Origin of the sequence: Azospirillum sp. TSH20 (assembly GCF_003115935.1) — a bacterium.
GTDB lineage: Bacteria > Pseudomonadota > Alphaproteobacteria > Azospirillales > Azospirillaceae > Azospirillum.
In genome coordinates this window covers 1-14,049 of record NZ_LGQU01000066.1, presented here as the reverse complement: position 1 = coordinate 14,049, position 14,049 = coordinate 1, and the positions used below count along the sequence as shown (strand labels likewise).

General features: G+C 56.9%; 7 protein-coding genes. 5 read left to right on the top strand and 2 right to left on the bottom strand.

From position 1 onward, the window contains the following. Positions 1–9 precede the first annotated feature (9 nt). The 5 genes from TSH20_RS18710 to TSH20_RS18690 all read left to right on the top strand — a co-directional run bounded on the left by TSH20_RS18710 (position 10) and on the right by TSH20_RS18690 (position 10,065). Positions 10–3,228, top strand: coding sequence for a DUF1156 domain-containing protein (locus TSH20_RS18710; RefSeq protein WP_109076130.1), 3,219 nt, complete (start codon positions 10–12; stop codon positions 3,226–3,228). After that, positions 3,225–3,725 carry a hypothetical protein gene (locus tag TSH20_RS18705; protein ID WP_109076129.1) on the top strand — a complete coding sequence of 167 codons (501 nt, stop codon included), beginning with the start codon at positions 3,225–3,227 and terminating at the stop codon, positions 3,723–3,725. The genes TSH20_RS18710 and TSH20_RS18705 overlap by 4 nt, the downstream gene beginning before the upstream one ends. 9 nt (positions 3,726–3,734) lie before the next feature. Then, positions 3,735–6,500 carry an SNF2-related protein gene (locus TSH20_RS18700; protein WP_109076128.1) on the top strand — a complete coding sequence of 922 codons (2,766 nt, stop codon included), beginning with the start codon at positions 3,735–3,737 and terminating at the stop codon, positions 6,498–6,500. 163 nt (positions 6,501–6,663) lie between these two features. Continuing rightward, the gene (locus TSH20_RS18695; RefSeq protein ID WP_109076140.1) at positions 6,664–7,233 is read left to right on the top strand and encodes a tyrosine-type recombinase/integrase; all 570 of its coding nucleotides are present in this window, start codon (positions 6,664–6,666) and stop codon (positions 7,231–7,233) included. Between the two features lie 372 nt (positions 7,234–7,605). Next, positions 7,606–10,065: a DEAD/DEAH box helicase family protein gene (locus TSH20_RS18690; protein ID WP_109076127.1), complete on the top strand. Its 2,460-nt coding sequence runs from the start codon at positions 7,606–7,608 to the stop codon at positions 10,063–10,065. Positions 10,066–10,150: 85 nt separating this feature from the next. On the opposite strand, the gene TSH20_RS18685 is transcribed toward TSH20_RS18690, so the two are convergent. Further along, the gene (locus tag TSH20_RS18685; RefSeq protein WP_109076126.1) at positions 10,151–11,413 is read right to left on the bottom strand and encodes a hypothetical protein; all 1,263 of its coding nucleotides are present in this window, start codon (positions 11,411–11,413) and stop codon (positions 10,151–10,153) included. A gap of 65 nt (positions 11,414–11,478) precedes the next feature. Next, entirely contained in the window at positions 11,479–13,521 is a 2,043-nt protein-coding gene (locus TSH20_RS18680; protein ID WP_146207486.1) for a hypothetical protein, read from the bottom strand. Between the last annotated feature and the right edge of the window lie 528 nt (positions 13,522–14,049).

The following is a 14,049-nucleotide window of genomic DNA, read 5'->3' as shown; positions in this document are numbered from 1 at the left end:
TCGCGTCGCATGGCAACCAAGAAAGAACTCCTGGCGCAAGAAGTCGCCAAGGCTGTCGGCGCTGGCAAGACCATCGCGCTGGAAACCGTTGATTTTAATGACTCGAACCGCCCCAAGACCTGCCTGGAGGTGAACTTCCCAATCTTGCCGGTCAATCAGGTGGCAATAATTGAAGGCAATGCGGGTAAGCCAATCTACCAGATGTCAAAATGGTGGGCGCGGCGTCGTTCCAGCGTATTCCGTTCAATGTTGATCGCGGCGGCCACCAAAGCCCCTGATGACGAATCGCACGCGGCCAAACTAGTGTGGGACAACTACTACGCCAACCACCAGAAGAAGGGTGCGTTCAAGCATCTGAAGGTGGCCGATATCTTCATGGGTGGTGGCACAACGTTGCTAGAAGGTTCCCGCCTCGGGATGCAAATGTTCGGCAACGACCTCAACCCGGTCGCGTGGTTCGTCGTCAAGCAGGAGATGGCCAATGTCAATCTGGAGGAAGTGAAGCGCCTGCTCGCCGATATCGAGGCCGAGGTCAAGCCGCAGATCATGCCCTACTACTACTGCGACGGGCCGGACGGAGAAAAGGGCACATGGACGCATGTGCCGACTAAGCGAGTGATGCCTGCTGACTTCGACCCGCTTTCCCTGACCCCAGAGCAGCGGCGCGAGTACAGTTACGAAGGCCCCGAGATCATCTATACCTTTTGGGCCAAGCATGGCCCGTGTCAGGTGACAGGCTGCGGCCACCGCACGCCGATCATGACCAGCCCGGTGATGGCCGTAAAGACGCTTACCGTGAAGCATTGGGAGCACTCTTGCAGCGAGTGCGGCGAAGATTTTCACGTCGAGGAAGAGGCGGCGCGCATGGCACCTGATGTGCCGCTGTATGTGGCACCCTCTGAGTATGCATTTTCCGTGCTCGACCGTAAAAAGGGCGTTATCTGCCCGCATTGCGGTCACGGCGCGCTTGTGAATCTTGGCAAGGGCAAGAACAAGAAGGTGGAACTGAGCCTGCTTATACATCCGCACTGGATGTCTGGCGAGGCGAAGCTAGATGCAGATGGTCAGCCTTACGGCGGCTCGGCTCAGGACGGCGTGACCGCGACCACACGATGGGATCAGGAACGCGCCGCAAAGATTCGATTGCTGGAGGTACGTGGAGAACTTCCGGAAGAAGTGACGTGCCCGCAAACGAACATTACGTTCAGGCCTGATGTCGGGACCGTACCCAAAAAGTCGCACTACGAATGCGCGGCCTGCGGCACGGTGCAGGACGTGTTGACGACCATCAAGACAACCGGCAAAACCGGGCCGATGGCCGCTTACGCGGTGCAGGGCTACGCGCCCAAGCGCGATGCGGCAGGCAAACCCTACAGCGGTCGCTTCTTCGCAGCCTACGACACGGCGCACGCACGGCAATACGACAGGGCGTTTGCTGAATGGGAAGCGCGCAAAGACGATGACCTCAAAGATTATTGGCCACGCTCGGAGCTTCCCTACGGCTTCATGACGCATATGAACAACGGCGGGATTCCAAACCACGGATTCACGCATTGGTGGACAATGTTCAATCCGCGTCAGCTGCTTGTGCATGCACAGTTACTTAGAGCAATACAAGTTACAGGAACATACTCAACGAATACGCGCGAGTATGTCCTGGGCGCATTCCAGCAGTATCTGAGAAATCAAAACTCCTTCTGCTTCTGGGACTCCGGATACGACAAGCTCGTTCCTCATATGAGCAACAACAATTACCACCCGAAAACGAATGTGGTTGAGAATAGTGTTTTCCCGTCACTCGGTCGAGGCAACTGGACCTCTTGTGTGGAAGGAATAGTACAAGGAGCGGAGTGGGCCCAGCGGCCGTGGGATTCCGTGAGTAGTGAAGGGCTGAGGCGCAGCCACGGCTCGCTCGCAGACAGGATTAGGGGGAAAAGTGAGAAGGTGTTTCCGGGAGATCCAATCGATGACGCAGAGATCCTCTGCGGCTCATCCACCGAATTGACACAATTTGATGACGCGAGTATTGACCTTGTTATTACAGATCCACCCTTCGGCGGTCTGTTGCATTACTCTGAGCTGGCGGATTTCTTTTATGTCTGGCTACGCCTCGCCCTAAAAGAAAAGTATCCGGATTGCTTCAGCGCAGAATACACTCCCAAGTCGTTGGAGGCCGTTGCCAATCGCGCTCGTGAGCCGGAGGACCCGGATGGCTTCTACCAACGCCTGCTTACCCAGTGCTGGCGTGAGGCGCATCGTGTGCTCAAGCCAGGTGGCATTCTCGCATTCACCTTCCACCACAGCGAGGACGAGCCATGGGTTGCGGTGCTTGAGTCGCTGTTCGACGCTGGTTTTTACTTGGAAGCCACGTACCCGATCCGTTCAGACGAGACTAAGGGCGAGGGATCGAAGCCCGGCACCTTTGGTTCTCAGACCATCGAATACGACATCATCCACGTTTGCCGTAAGCGCATCGAAGAGCCTAAGTCGGTAAGCTGGGGCCGGATGCGCCGCGAGGTAATGACCGATGTCCGCCAGTTGCAAGCTATGCTCGAAAATCATGCCAAGGAGGGTTTGCCTGCGGCGGACATTCAGGTAATCCGGCGCGGCAAAGCGCTGGAATACTTCTCGCGTCACTATGGCAAGGTCTTTGTGGACGAGGGGCGCACGATCTCGGTGAAGGATGCACTTGTCGGTATCAACCAGCTTATCGACGAGGATGCTGATAAGGGCAAGGAGCCGCCGCCCGTCAATGCCGAGCCGATCACGCGCCAGTTTCTGCGGACCTTCGGCACCGCCAACGATTTGAAGCGCGACCAGTTGCAGAAGTTCCTCAAAGGCTCGATCACCACGCCTGACGAATTTGTGCAACGTGGCTGGTGTGTAGAAAAGAGCAAGGTATTCACGCGAGCGAATCCGCTGGAATTTGCCCGTGAATGGTCGGGCAAGCACAAGCGCCGTTTGACCTCTGACTTGGATCAGGCGCTGGTGCTCATCGGTGCATGCTTCGACGGCAGCGGCATAAATGCGTCAGACACGCTGAAGAACGAGAACTTCAAACCCCATGTGGCGCTGAAGCCCCTGCTCGAATGGCTGCACAAGAACGGCCCGGATCAGGCCAGCCGCAATGCCGCTTCCCGCGCTGTCTCGATCTACAACGCCTGGGCAGCCAGCCGAGCCGAGAAGCCGAAGCAAGGTTGGCTGTTCGAGGAGGAGTACGCGTTATGAAGCAACTACTCGACACGGTGTGGCAGCGGCGTGGTACCAGCTGGATTTGGGACGAGGAAGCGCGCAATCAGGTTTGTATTGCCGGCGAAGTCTGGAGTCTTCGTCGGTTCCTGCAGGCGGTGGGCAAATGGCCCGATGATCTACCAAGTAACAGCAACAACACGCTGGCGGTTGGAGGCCTTGAAGGCAGCCTCGATCTGCTGACGCCGGAGGGTGGTGAAGCATGGCTGGGCGACGTGGTAAAGCAGGCGATTCTATCCTTCCAGGATGCCTATGACGGGCAGGCGGCACTGATTTTCTGGCTGCCCTCCGGTAAGGGGCGCATCAAGTTTCATCCTGCCACGGATTCCATCGAGTGGCGCTGCGCGGCGCCGCACAGCGACAACTTGCTCGCCTTCGGCCGCATCCTGTGGGGTGAGGCAAACGAGTATCCGCAGGAGATTCTTCTGCGCGAGGGTAGCAAGCCCGTAGGTCTGTTCCACCTGAGAATTACCTGAGGTCTGTACGTGGAAGCCGACGCTCAATTTCAGTCTGGCGAACGGATCACCCACGGCGAGTATGGCCAGGGTGTCGTCCTCGACCGAGCCTGCGATGGTTACCTGCGTGCCTTCTTTGGCATCGGCGAGCGACGTGTGCCGGTGGCATCGGTCCGTCGTGAAATGTCCCGAACGGAACGCATTCTGCGTTCGTTGGAAGGCGGGGCTGAACGGGCGCGCAAGGCGTGGCTGGCGCTCGAATCCCATTTGCTCCCTGTCATGGAAAATGCATCAGCCCTGACCTCGGCCAAGATCGATCTGTTGCCGCATCAGGTGGTGTTGACCCACCGAGTCGCAACCGCCTCGCCACGTCGCTTTCTGGTCGCCGACGAAGTCGGCCTCGGCAAGACCATCGAAACAGCGCTCATCCTACGCGAGCTGGCCAGCCGTGGCGAACTGAACCGGGCGCTGATGGTGGTGCCCGCCGGTCTAGTCAACAATTGGCATCGCGAGCTAAACGAGGTGTTCAGCCTCGACTTCGAGGTGTTCGGTTCCGAGGGCGATATCACAGACCGCAAGACCAATGCTTTTGCCAAGCATGATCGATTGATCGCCAGTATCGATACCTTGAAGCGTCCGGCACGCATCAAGCGGCTGCTGGAAGCATCGCGCTGGGATCTGGTGGTTTTCGACGAAGCCCATCACCTCACCGCTTATCGTACCGGTGGCAAGGTCAGAAAGACAGAGAACTACAAGCTGGCTGAGGCGCTGAAGGGGCATGCTCGCGACCTGATCCTGCTATCGGCGACCCCCCATCAGGGGAACCACTTCCAATTCTGGATGCTGGTCCAACTGTTAAACCCTACCTTGTTCAGAAGCCCAGAGGAGATGGTCGAACACCGCTATCGCCTCAATACGGTCATGTTTCGCCGCACCAAGGCCGACGCCTGTCGGCCGGACGGTGATCCGCTTTTCGCCCGCCGGTGGGTGCATGCCGAGTCGTTCCTCATGTGCGATGAGGAGCGTCGCTTCTATGAGAAGCTGCGGGAGTATCTGGAGGATGGCTTCAACCTTGCCCGACGTCAGGGGAACCAGGGGCGCGCCCTGGGCTTTCTTATGGCGATTTTTCAGAAGATTGCCGCTTCCAGCTTTGCCGCCGTGCGACGGACACTCAAGCGCCGTCTGCTGATGCTGACCTTGCATGAGGCGTTGCTGCGGGACAAAGAACTCGACATTGAAGGGCGAGAGCGCCTGACTGACGAGGCACGGGAGCTAATTCACGAGGAATTCGCGATCGACCGCAACAGCGTCGGCCGAAGCGAGGTGGATCGGGTTATGGCCGATCTGAAATACCGCTTGGTCAAAAAACTGGACGAGGAGGCTCTGGAAATGGCCTCCAACCCCTACGGTAGTGAGTTTTCCTCGGCCTATGCCGAGGAAGCCGCCTCTGCCGTAGTTGATCTGCACCTGCCGGAGGAGCGAATGCGCATTCGCGATCTACTCGGTATGTTCCCGGCTCAACGTGAGACCAAGGCCCAAAAGCTGTTGGATGGCTTAGGAACGCTGTGGCGGCAAAATCCGAACGAGAAGATCGTCATTTTCGCCACCTATCTGGGCACGGTCGATCTGCTGGAGCGGGAAATCGAGCATACCTATCCGGGACAGGGCGTGGTCGTCCTGCGCGGCGGCGATCACGGCGCCAAGGTGGCAGCGGAGCGTCGCTTCCGCCAGAAGGACGGCCCACGCGTGTTGGTCTGCACCGCCGCCGGCCGCGAGGGCATCAATCTTCAGTTCGCCCGCATCCTATTCAATTTCGACCTTCCCTGGAATCCCATGGATGTCGAACAACGGATTGGGCGCATTCATCGCTACGGACAGAACCACACGGCCCAAGTCTACAACCTCGTCCTCTCCGATACCATCGAAGGTCGCATCTTCCTGCTGCTGGACGAAAAGCTTACGGAGATCGCGCGCACCGTGGGCAAAGTCGATGAGCAAGGCAACGTGGCGGAGGATTTGCGATCCCAGATTCTGGGCCAACTCTCTGAACGGCTGAATTACGACCGTCTTTACCAAGAGGCTCTGTCTGATCCCGAACTCAAGCGAACGAAAGTTGAGCTTGAGGCAGCCCTGTCGAATTCTCGGGAGGCTAGGCAGGTCGTCTTTGATCTTTTCCAGGATTTGGAAGGCTTCAGCCTCGACGATTACAAGCCTTTCTCAGATGTGTCGTCGGGCTTGGATCGCCTCGTCCGCTTTTTCGGAATGGCCGTTGCGGACCGTAAGCAGCATATCACTAAGGCAAATGAACAGACTTATGATCTGGTTACGGTCGATGGCATACGACGTGCCAGCTTCACCGTTGATCGAGACACGGCCACCACCAGCGATACTCTTGACCTTCTCGGCCTGGATCATCCGCTGATCCAGGAAGAGCTTGGCCGGTGGCGTAGCATTCCACCAGAAGATTTGGGTATCGCCGTTGAAGGGGACTTGGACGAACCTACCCTTCTGTCCTTCTGGTTTGTCGAAACCTCCGGCGATAATGGAACACATCGGGTAATGATTCAGCCTATTGCAATAAAGACGGACGGAACGCGGGTGCCTGCGGTAGAGCGCCAGGGGCAAAGATATCTGCAAGCTCCCCCGAGACCCGCCTACCTTTCTGCAGAGCAAAGGCTGGATCTGTTCACCCGTGCGGTTGAGCCCACACTCCAACGCGAGTTGAAGCACAAGGGTGCGGTCAATGGCGAAGGAAGCTTTTCGGCGGAGTTGATTTGTTGTGTTGAGATTGTTTGAATCAATCAGATGAGAGGCTGAAAAACGAAACATCACAAAATATAGATTTTCTTAGGTTCCTGTTGGAAGCCGCATAGTTCCTCAGCTTCTTTCAGGCCTTGAGCGAGGCCGCGCCTGAAAACATAATCTTGTGTGCGCAATAACTACGCACAATGAGGTAATGATGAAACAGGCGCGGGTGCTGACGGACTCGGAACAGAAGCGGCTGCTGGCCGTGGTCGCGCAGGGGCGGCACGCTGCCCGCAACCGGATGGCCGTCATGCTGTCCTACCTCGCGGGTCTGCGTGTCGGTGAGATCGCGGCTTTGACCTGGGGCGACGTGCTGGACAGCAACGGTGCTGTGCGCGAACAGGTCCGGCTCAGTGCGGAGATCACCAAGGGTGGCCACGCTCGTGTAGCGTTCATAAATGACCGGCTGCGGAAAGAGATCGAACGCTACCGCAGCGGCCTGGGCGACACGGTGAATTCCGAACGGCCCCTGTTGCTGACGCAGAAGCGGACGGCATTCAGCGCCAATACCCTGTGCCAGTTGATGGGGCAGCTTTACGACCAAGCGGGACTCGACGGTGCGACCTCACACAGTGGACGGCGGTGGTTCATCACACGGCTGGCCCACAGTGGCATCAGCCCGAAGGTCATAATGACGCTGGCCGGTCATAAGCACCTGACCACGACCCAACGCTATATCGAGGTCAACGACGAGCTGATGCGGGCTGCGGTCGATGTGCTTTGATTGCCCCACCAGTGCTATGGGTGGTGTGAAATATCTCCGTATAACGGATACATAACCAGCAAAGGCCCTTTTGCAGTGGGCTATAGTGGTGTTGGCTGCCTTGAGAGAAATAATCAGCAAATCATTGATTCAATGAAGTGTGCATTTAATATTGATTCTATGGATGGTTGTGTGTTATAAATAAGAGATAATAGGGGTTGACGAGGCCCTTAATGTAGATGCGACGATAGATTTAATAAGTTTCGACCACATTCAGGGGTGGTGTGGTTTGTTATTATAAGCCCCGTTCTGTCGTATGTCGTGTCTACATAACGCCCCATGGTGCTCGTCACGCCATGGGGCTTTTTCTTTGAATTATTGTAGGGACATATTATGCGGATTAATTATGTAGATTCATGCGCAGGTAGCGGAAAAACAACAGCGGCAATCAAGTCGATTGCTCATGGGGTTGAAAGGCTTCAAAGCCGCTTTGTTATCGCTCAGCCCACCCGTCAACTCATTGCATCCACACTTGAACGGGCACGACAGATGACGCCGAGTGTGCGGTGGCGAGCCATCACTGCGGACCAGCATCCTGGAGAGGTAGCAAGTGAGTTCCGCAAAGCACTACAGGCAAGAGACGTCGATTGCATCTTGGTGACTCACAAATGTATTTTGGATAACCCCGATCTCCGCGGAAAGGTCGATTGGAGCCTTATTGTTGACGAAGTGCCACAAGTTGATTTCAGCTTTCAGAAGAACCTCAGCATTACATGGGATTGGTGGACCGAGCATTTTGATGTCGTGGCGAATTCGTCTTGTGACGCTCTTCTCGATGTCATGGTCAAGCCGGGTCATGCCAGCGTTGTTGACCAATGGGCACGCAATGAAGAGCAAGATGATGTTGTGGCTGTGGTTCAGCCATTCTTCAACGCATTGGTCAATCCTCACTGGAACCTTGCCCTGACCAGAGGCGATTGGATGAGCGCCGGTTGGCAGGGGCGAGCCCAGCTTCATGCTCATGGTTGGCTCCAACCCAGTGTGCTTGAGGGCTGGGACGATCTGACCATCATGGGCGCGAACCTCACCAACAGTCTGCTCTATCTGGTGTGGAAGAGCCAAGGCGTCGATTTTCAACCACACCCGATGATCAAACCCGCTTTTCCTCGCCACGATGACACGACGGGTAGTCGGGTGCGAGTAAAGTATTTCACAGAGGGTATCTGGAGCAAGACACTGCGCGACAAATGCGGTGGGTTGCAGTCTATATGCAATAGACTCAAAGATCATGTCGATGGTCGGCACATTTGGTCGGCAAACGGCGACGTTCAGGATTGGCAATGGACTATTCCGCTGGGGTGTCGTATTCCGCCTGTGAGCCATGGACTCAACGACTATCGCGATTTTGATAAAGCCGTATTTGTTGCCGCGCTCAACGACATGACCAGTCACTTTGCGTGGGCTGAGAAGACGTTCGGCATTGACCCAATAGAACTGAGTCGTGCCAAGGCGCAAGAGGCTGCCTACCAGATGATCATGCGAACCGCATTGCGCGACCGTGACAGTGATGTGCCGGTCAGCGTGATCGTGCCGGATCGACGCACCGCAGATTACATCTGTGGCCTTCTCCCTGGCAGTCGTTTGGATTTTCTCGACCTCGGCATTCCGGAACTCGGGCCAAGCCAGCGAGGCCGTCCAACCAAGGCGGTTGTTCAAAGCAACGCAGAACGCAATGCCGCTCATCAGAAACGAAAGAAGCAGTTAAAAGCGACTGTCACGGCATTGCGGGAATTGCAGGAACGAGTGATCCATGACGGGCTCACATCTAACGAAAATACCTTATATATGGACTATTCGTTAGAAGATGATCTGATGAATCAAACATGCCATCCGGTAACGCTGTCATTTGAGCTTGCGACGACTTCGAGATCAATAGTGAATCATACCTTCAATAGCTGGGATGTGGTTCGCGATGAACTACGACGATGCCATGAGGTGGTGTTTGCGAGCAAAGCCACCAACTGGCTCATCTCGGGAGCGACGTTTGATCCCGATGCCTCCCCGGATACCACGAAGGGAGCGGCGAATGTCGTCCAGATGCAATTGCTTCAGCTCGATTTTGATGACAGCCCATTGGACCCGGAACGCGTCCATCGAATTTTCCAAGACGTGAGGCACCTACTGTTCAACTCCTATTCCAATGGACGTGACGGGCTGTGGCGTTACCGTATGGTTGTTCCATTGAACTGTCCGGTGGGTTCGGAGGCATATAAGGCGATCTGGGATATATGTGCTGACAGAGTCAGGAATATTGGCTACTCAGTCGGGACGAAGTTGGGGGAGAGCGGTATCAACAGCGGGCTTGATATCAGCAAACGCACTCCATCGAGTTGGTTTTATTTGCCGTGCCAAGCCAAGGATCAATCGAAGAGCTTTTGGATCGATCATTGGGATGGCGTGCCGATGCTCGATCCCTTGGAGTGGTTGGATCGCGTTGTGATTGATGCCCCCGAATACCAAGAGGTCGCGGCGGTAAAGAACCACAGTCCAGACTTGCGTAGACTATTAGAGCGGTTGGTTCACCGAGAGACAGTCGAGGACGCCGACCACCAGCGTGAAGAATGCCGGAAGCGTGCCTATGAAGCCGCCCTGGAGGATTGGCGAGCCACCACCGCTGGAGAAGGCAACGCGGGCTTTTGGCGCTTTGCTTGTCGCCTTGCTCAAGCAGGATACGATCACGCTGAAATCGCTCAGCTGCTCAACATGCATCATGGAGATTCACAGAGCAACCGACAGGACCGAAAGAAACAAATCAAGAGTATCACAATTTCGCTCGGGAACGGCAGGACTTAGTGTTGGTCATGTCGTGAAGCCAGTGCAGACAAACCAACCCTGGAACCATTCCAGGGTTGGTTCTCTGATGTTATTCTGAGAATAATCAGCGATCTACATCATTCTGATCGTCAGACGACGGTTGTTGTCCTAGCATCAGTTTCCGCAGCGTCATCTTTTGTCGTTCCAGTTCACTTCTACGATCTGTTGCCTTGAAAACAGTGTGAACTGCCTTGACCACCGCCATCACGTCGTACGGCACGATCATATGGTTGAGGTCGGTATGGAGAACATGCCGGTTCGCCAGCAGCAACCCCATCGCGGTCGCGTAGACGTTGTGGTGTTTCACCATCACCATCCCCACTCCATCCAGCTTGCGCCCCCAACCAGTATCGTTGCCCCGCACCATCCCCACCGTCAGACGATCCGCCAGTGGGCTGTGCAGGGGAAGCTGCGTGCTTGGGTCCAGGGAGGAAAGGTCCTGAAGGGTGTGACGCTGGAAGTTGAAACGCTCGCCATCGAGCCGCAGCCCCAGCACGGCCTGCCCTGATCCCCTCGCGAACGACGTGAACGGTGTTGCCGCGTCGAAGGTGATTTCCATGGTCGGTAGAATCTTTTGTAACGCCTGTTTCAGCGCTGTCAGCACCACCGCCATGCGCGGGCTTTCCACCCCAAGAAAGTGAAGCCATGCCGTACCGGAGGTCAACCGTCCCTCCTCCAGCATGATCAGGATGCGGCGGATCACGCCGTAGAGGTCGAGCTTGAGCACGCCGCCCACGGCCCAGCCCTCGAAAGGAAAGCTCTTTACCGCGTCGTACCACTGGTCTGCTTCCTTCGGTGTCCGCCCCTGAAGAACATTCAGCAGCCGCAGCGGCGATGACCGATCCCGGTGTTTGACGATGAACGTCAGGTTCTGAACCGTTGTGTTCAGGCATTCCTTGAACGCCGTGAATCCCGATTGCGGCACGTCTATGGCCTTGAGCGGCACATCGAGGGTCATGCCGACATCGCCCCAGCATTCCTGCCAGCGCAAGAAGCGCAGTCGGGTTTCGTCGGTAAGCGCCAGATTGCCACTGTTGTTGATCAGCGAAAAGCCGCCGCTATCGACGATCACCACGCTATCGGACGCACGAACCGAGCGGTCCAGCATTGTGGGCGGCGGCTGGCCGTCGAAGGTCGCTGCGCTGGCCAGCGTCGCTTTGATGGTGAACAGCGGGTTCGGGCGGCGCAGAAAGTTCAGATCCTGCGGTTTCACCCCCTGGGGCAATCGATCCGTCTTGATCGCGCGAGGAATCGCCAGCTTGGCGTAATCGGGCTGAACCGCCGGCGCGAAAATCGCGTATTTGTTTTGTTCCATGCTGAGGTCCATGGATCGCTCCACCACTGAGGAAGAGCCGAGTTGCGTCAGCTCCTCCCTGCGCTGATTGAAAGGGGTCAGTCCGTGAGGCCGGGCGCGTCAGCTTCGTCGTCAGCCATCGGTGCGACGGCACGCTTGATCGAATACCGGCGCAGGAGCTTGTCGCTGCGCTCCTTACCCTTCATCAGGGGAATGCCGACCGTATGCTCAGCCCCTTCCGTGTTGAACTTCAGCATCAGCAAACCTTCGGGGTCGAGTTCGAACTTCACGTCGCATGTCAACGTGATCGACTGAAGGGACCGGGCCAAACCGATGAAGTCGTCGGCGTGAATCTCCACTGCGACGACTCTTTTGCTGGTCGGGCTGTGAATTTCCGCCGCTTCCCGCTTGGTGAATTTGGTGCCGACCCCAACCGCGACCGCTTCATCGCCGAATGTCAGGCGAACCCGGTCGGTGCGTTGCCGCTCGACATCCTTGACGAACGCCTCATGGATGAGGTTGCTGACGCTGGTTCGAGGTAGCGCGCCTGAGACAGTAGGGTTGAAACGGTCATGGTCGATTGCCCAAGGCTCTTGCCAGTGGTCGCCACGACTGGCCGCCCGCAACAAGACGTTGAAGGTCGGGTCTTCTCCCTCCTTCGCCACGTCGGTGGTAAAGTGAAGACGGAAATGCCCGGTCTTTGGTGGATTGGGTTCGCTTGTGGTCGGCGCCACCGCCATGGTGAAGCCGGCGGCCCGGCGCGCATCCAGGATGTTCTTCTCTGCCATGCGGATGCTGCCGTTCCGGATTTGCCCTTGCCGCCCCGTAGATCCAGGCTGAAACCACAAGTCCACGGTGCGAGGCTGGCTGACGAGGGGTGAGCGCAACACCATCTCGATTACCACGCACCCCGCCGTCATTAGAGGATTGCTGACGAGAAGCGTTTCATCAGCCAGCAGGTAGAATTGGCGGCGTGCCATCTGCATCGGTGTTTCGGCAGTGCTGGGATCATCGCTGCGCCTAACCGGCAGAGGAGACGGGTAGGTCTTGATCATCTGTCCCAGGATCAGCACTTCGCGAAACGTTGCAATCTCTGGCGGGATAACCACCACTTCTCGGGCATAAAACGCTTCCAGACGGTCACGGGATACCAGCCAATTGGCCGCAGCGCCAATGGCGTCGATATCGATCGTTTCCAGTGCTTTCGTCGTCAGCCGGGCTGCCAGAGCTTTGGGGTCGAGAGCTATTTCCGGAGCCATATTGACGTCAGCACCCGACACGGGTTTGGGGCGCCCTTCCTCGGCCAGCCTCTTCAGGCCACCCCGTTCGCGGATGATGCTGATGATGTCGGCGAAGCTCGCGGCGTCACAGGTCGGCAACCAACTCTCACCCTTGACCGCATTGATTGCAGCAATCGCCGCGCTAATCGCCGGTCCGTAGTCCTTCAGCACGTTGTAGGCATGGCGTTTGGTTTGCTGGTCCTGGCTCTTGGTATCGAGTAGCAGCATGCCGACGATCAGGTTGCCTGTTGCATACATCGACCCCTTGTCCAATGCCGCCACGCCGCGTTCCTTGGCATAGCTCTCGTAAACCTTCTTCTTTTCCTCTTCCGTGCCCTCCTGAAGCATATCACTCAGGGTCAGAGCCGCGAGCTTGGCGTCGGCAAGATAGGAGCGCCGATCCTTATGTTGACGCGCAGCCTTCTCGGCCTCCTTGTCGTTCACACGGGCGAGATCATTGATGCTTTCGCCGATCCTCCGAGCGGCTTCAGCCTGAAGAGGAACCGCTGCGTGGCTGGCGGAGCGTGTTTCGGACGACGCCGGCAGCGGCGTGCGAGGCTCGAACAGGGTCGCAATATCAGGGGGCAGCGATTTGACTGCCGGGACCGCATCGTTGTTCGTCTCGTCGGCCACAGCATCGGCGGCCGTGGTTTCCGACATGTTTCCAGAGTTATCAAGGTTATTGTGAGGCATAAGGCATGCTCCTTGCGTCGCACCAAGTGCGGTGCGGTAATTCGCCGGCCGAAAACAATCGACCGTCAAACGAACTGTTCGTTTGGAGCGCTTGGACGGAATCGAACCATCCCAAAGAACCATCAAGCGCTGGCGAATTGGGCAAGGAAGCCCGAACTCGATTGCCATCCGGAGTCTTTGCTCTCCGTGACAGCGAAGACCCAATTTATCAGAATATCGCGAGCTTTCAAGTAATATTTCTTAAGAAAAAAATCAAGATTCAGCCCCCGTAGCCGTCCAATGCCAGCGAGTGGTCTGTTATTCTCAGAATAACGTTCTTGTCTTACGATTGGCTATTCAGTTCTCCGCAGGGGTTGGCAGCTTGCCAAAGCGCGCCAGCTGGCACCCGACGCTTCTGCTACCAAGATAGCACTCGGGGCTCAGGCAGCAGCCAGCACGCTTTAGTGGTGCATCCGCTAAGTTGATTGGAACTCCAGGGCTCCGGAGCGGTTGGTAAGGGAAACCCACCGACCCGGAGCCGGACCATGGCCATCCGCGTGCAGGACTTGAGCGACGAGGAGCTGGAGAAGTTGAGGACGATGGCGCGCTCGCGCACGTTGGGCGCCGGCCTCGTCCGGCGGGCGCAGATCGTCCTGCATTCGGTCGAGGGCCTGACCGCGCCGGCCATCTCAGAGCGCATGGACCTGTGCGGCGAGA

What these genes read in the sequence shown, in the direction of transcription:
- TSH20_RS18710 (WP_109076130.1), top strand. Translation starts at nt 10, where the DNA reads ATGGCAACCAAGAAAGAACTCCTGGCGCAAGAAGTCGCCAAGGCTGTC.
- TSH20_RS18705 (WP_109076129.1), top strand. Translation starts at nt 3,225, where the DNA reads ATGAAGCAACTACTCGACACGGTGTGGCAGCGGCGTGGTACCAGCTGG.
- TSH20_RS18695 (WP_109076140.1), top strand. Translation starts at nt 6,664, where the DNA reads ATGAAACAGGCGCGGGTGCTGACGGACTCGGAACAGAAGCGGCTGCTG.
- TSH20_RS18690 (WP_109076127.1), top strand. Translation starts at nt 7,606, where the DNA reads ATGCGGATTAATTATGTAGATTCATGCGCAGGTAGCGGAAAAACAACA.
- TSH20_RS18685 (WP_109076126.1), bottom strand. Translation starts at nt 11,413, where the DNA reads ATGGACCTCAGCATGGAACAAAACAAATACGCGATTTTCGCGCCGGCG.
- TSH20_RS18680 (WP_146207486.1), bottom strand. Translation starts at nt 13,521, where the DNA reads ATGGCAATCGAGTTCGGGCTTCCTTGCCCAATTCGCCAGCGCTTGATG.